The sequence below is a fragment of the Mesorhizobium sp. M7A.T.Ca.US.000.02.2.1 genome, assembly GCF_003996995.1.
In the GTDB taxonomy this organism is placed as follows: domain Bacteria; phylum Pseudomonadota; class Alphaproteobacteria; order Rhizobiales; family Rhizobiaceae; genus Mesorhizobium.
On sequence record NZ_RZTT01000538.1, the window covers coordinates 1 to 3,429 of the forward strand.

Here is a 3,429-nt window from a genome sequence, read left to right on the forward strand (position 1 = left end):
CCCCACCAGGGGGAGGGAGGACTTCCGTTGGTGCTGACCTAGGCGAATCGCCTGTCTTTTCGGCGCCAAAGAAGAATTAGAGGCACGCGGCAGCGTTCCCTCCCCCTTGTGGGGAGGGCTAGGGTGGGGGTCCTTCTTCGCAAGAATCCATATGCGATAGCCCTGCCGTAAACGGGGAGAAGGGAGCTAACGGCCAAAGGCCGAGCCCGCGACCGCGGGCCGCCGATCGTTCGGCGCCCCCGCGGAGGGCCCGCCGCGGCAGCGGCGATACGGCCCGTGAGCGAAAACTAAACGGCCGTCAGGCCGCCTTCTTCTTCGGCTGGATCAGGCCGCGCTCGACCAAAAGCTCGGCGATCTGCACCGCGTTGAGTGCGGCGCCCTTGCGCAGATTGTCGGAGACGATCCACATCGACAGGCCATTGTCGATGGTCGAATCCTCGCGGATGCGCGAGATGAAGGTGGCGTCCTCGCCGGCCGATTCCAGCGGCGTGATGTAGCCCCCGTCCTCGCGCTTGTCCAAGACCTGGCAGCCCGGGGCTTCCCGAAGAATATCGCGCGCCTCGTCGGCGGTGATCGGCTTTTCGAACTCGATGTTGACCGCTTCCGAATGGCCGATGAACACCGGCACGCGCACGCAGGTCGCCGTCAACTTGATCTTGGGGTCGAGCATCTTCTTGGTCTCGGCGACCATCTTCCACTCTTCCTTGGTAGAGCCGTCGTCGAGGAACACGTCGATGTGCGGGATGACGTTGAAGGCGATGCGCTTGGTGAACTTCTTGACCTCGACGCCATCGGCGACGAAGACCGCGCGGGTCTGCGTGAACAGCTCGTCCATGCCTTCCTTGCCGGCGCCGGATACCGATTGATAGGTGGCGACGACGATGCGCTTGATGGTGGCGAAATCGTGCAGCGGCTTCAATGCCACCACCAGCTGCGCCGTCGAGCAGTTCGGGTTGGCGATGATGTTCTTGCGCGTGAACAGCGAGATCGCGTCCGGGTTCACTTCCGGCACGATCAGCGGCACGTCCTGATCGTAGCGGAAGGCCGACGAATTATCGATGACGACGCAGCCCTGCTTGCCGATCTTCGGCGACCATTCCTTGGAGACGCTGCCGCCGGCCGACATGATGCAGATGTCGGCGTCGGAAAAATCATACTGGTCGAGCGTCTTCACCTTCAGCGTGCGGTCGCCGAACGACACTTCCGTGCCCTGGCTGCGCCGCGACGCCAGCGCCACGACTTCGCTTACCGGAAAGCCGCGCTCTTCCAGTATGTTGAGCATTTCCCGGCCCACATTGCCCGTGGCGCCGACGATCGCTACCTTGAAACTCATCGAAAAATCTCCTGTCCCTCTCCGCTTGGTTTTTGGAGAAACCCGCTGGCCGATGCGGGTTCCGTCCCCCGGGCCGAACCCGGGAGAGGGTGGTTAGGCCAAGGGAGTCACACCGTTTTGGTGGTGGTTTTGGCCATAGTTTTGCTGGAACGAGGGGACGCGCCGACGCGCCCGGCCCAATGATGTGCATTGAGGCTGGGGGCATCGAATGCAAGAAGAGCCATCAAAAGGCCGCGCATCGAAAAACGATCCCGTTCAAAGCGGGCTTTTACGCGGTTTGCGTCAAGAGTCAATTGCGATGAGCGTCCTGTTGCCCTGTACAATGGCGGCGGCACGAAGTACGAACGGCATGACCATCCGGCTCATGGAGCGTCCCGACGCCCGCCGAAGACAGGCCCATTGCTGGGCATATAAGAATCCGAATTCCGAAAGAGTAAGATGTCCAACTTCGATGCACTCGTTCCCGCGCTGGCAAGGGCGCTGGAAAAACGCGGCTATTCCGAGCTGACGCCCGTCCAGAAGGCGGTTGTGGCGCCGGAACTCGGCGAGGCCGATGCGCTGGTTTCGGCGCAGACAGGCTCCGGCAAGACGGTGGCCTTCGGCCTCGCACTGGCGCCGACCCTGCTTGAGGGCGCGGAGCGCTTCGGCCACGCCGCCGCACCGCTGGCGCTGGCGGTGGCGCCGACGCGCGAACTCGCCTTGCAGGTGACGCGCGAGCTGGAATGGCTCTACGAACTGACCGGCGCAACCGTGGCGTCCTGCGTCGGCGGCATGGACATGCGCTCGGAGCGGCGTGTGCTGGAGCGTGGCGCCCATATCGTCGTCGGCACGCCCGGCCGGCTGCGCGACCACATCACCCGGCGCTCGCTCGACATGTCGGCGCTGAAGGCGGTGGTGCTCGACGAGGCCGACGAGATGCTCGATCTCGGCTTTCGCGAGGACCTCGAATTCATCCTCGACGCGGCTCCGGCCGAACGCCGCACGCTGATGTTCTCGGCCACCGTGCCGCGCTCGATCGCCACGCTCGCCCAGGGCTACCAGCGCGATGCGGTGCGCATTTCGGCGGCCGGCGAGGAGAAGCAGCATCTCGACATCGAATACCGGGCGCTGAGCGTCGCCCAGCCCGACCGCGAGAACGCCATCATCAACGTGCTGCGCTATTACGAAGCCAAGAACGCGCTGGTGTTCTGCAACACGCGTGCCGCCGTCAATCATCTGACCGCACGCTTCAACAACCGCAACTTCTCCGTCGTGGCGCTTTCGGGCGAGCTCAGCCAGAACGAGCGCAGCCATGCCTTGCAGGCAATGCGCGACGGCCGCGCAAAAGTCTGCATCGCCACCGATGTCGCGGCGCGCGGCATCGATCTGCCCAATCTCGAGCTGGTCATCCACGCCGATCTGCCGACCAATCCGGAAACGCTGCTACACCGCAGCGGCCGCACCGGTCGCGCCGGGCGCAAGGGCGTCAGCGCGCTGATCGTTCCCAACAGCGCCCGCAAGCGCACCGAGCGGCTGCTGCAGAACGCCGGCCTCAAGGCGACATGGGCGAGCCCGCCCTCGGCCGACGACGTGATGCGGCGCGACGACGAGCGCATCCTGGCCGATCCGGTTTTCGACGAGCCGGTGAGGGACGACGAACGCGGTTTCATCGACGCGCTCCTCGCCAGACATGGCGCCGAACAGGTGGCCGCTGCCTTCGTGCGCCAGTGCCGCGCCAGTCGCTCGGCGCCCGAGGACCTCATGGAGATCGCGCCCTTCACGCCGTCGCGTGAAAGACCGGCGGGCGAAGGTTTCGCGCGCCGCGACGAGGCGCCCAGCCGCCGCGACGATTTCGGTGACAGCGTCTGGTTCTCGCTGTCGATCGGGCGCCGGCAGAATGCCGAGCCACGTTGGCTGATCCCGATGCTGTGCCGCACCGGCAGCATCTCGAAGCGCGAGATCGGCGCCATCAAGATGCAGCCGGAAGAGACCTACGTGCAGATATCAGCCGACTGGGCCGACCGCTTCCTGGCCGCGATCGGTCCCGACCGCAAGCTGCAAGGCAACATCCTGGTGAAGCGGCTCGACGGTACGCCCGATCTTTCACGCGCCGGCTA

2 protein-coding genes are annotated in these 3,429 nt (G+C 65.0%); one reads left to right on the top strand and one right to left on the bottom strand.

The window, feature by feature from the left end; all coding sequences use genetic code 11:
* Nucleotides 1-298: 298 nt before the first annotated feature.
* Nucleotides 299-1,333, bottom strand: a complete 1,035-nt coding sequence (locus tag EOD15_RS31075; protein WP_127409155.1) for an aspartate-semialdehyde dehydrogenase — start codon at nt 1,331-1,333, stop codon at nt 299-301.
* 438 nt (nt 1,334-1,771) lie between these two features.
* Between EOD15_RS31075 and EOD15_RS31085 the strand changes: the two genes are divergently transcribed.
* The coding region (locus tag EOD15_RS31085; protein ID WP_148129721.1) for a DEAD/DEAH box helicase at nt 1,772-3,429 on the top strand (1,658 nt) is incomplete at its 3' end.

Bases quoted from the DNA above. Each gene is read 5' to 3' on its own strand.
- EOD15_RS31075 (WP_127409155.1), bottom strand. From the start codon at position 1,333: ATGAGTTTCAAGGTAGCGATCGTCGGCGCCACGGGCAATGTGGGCCGG.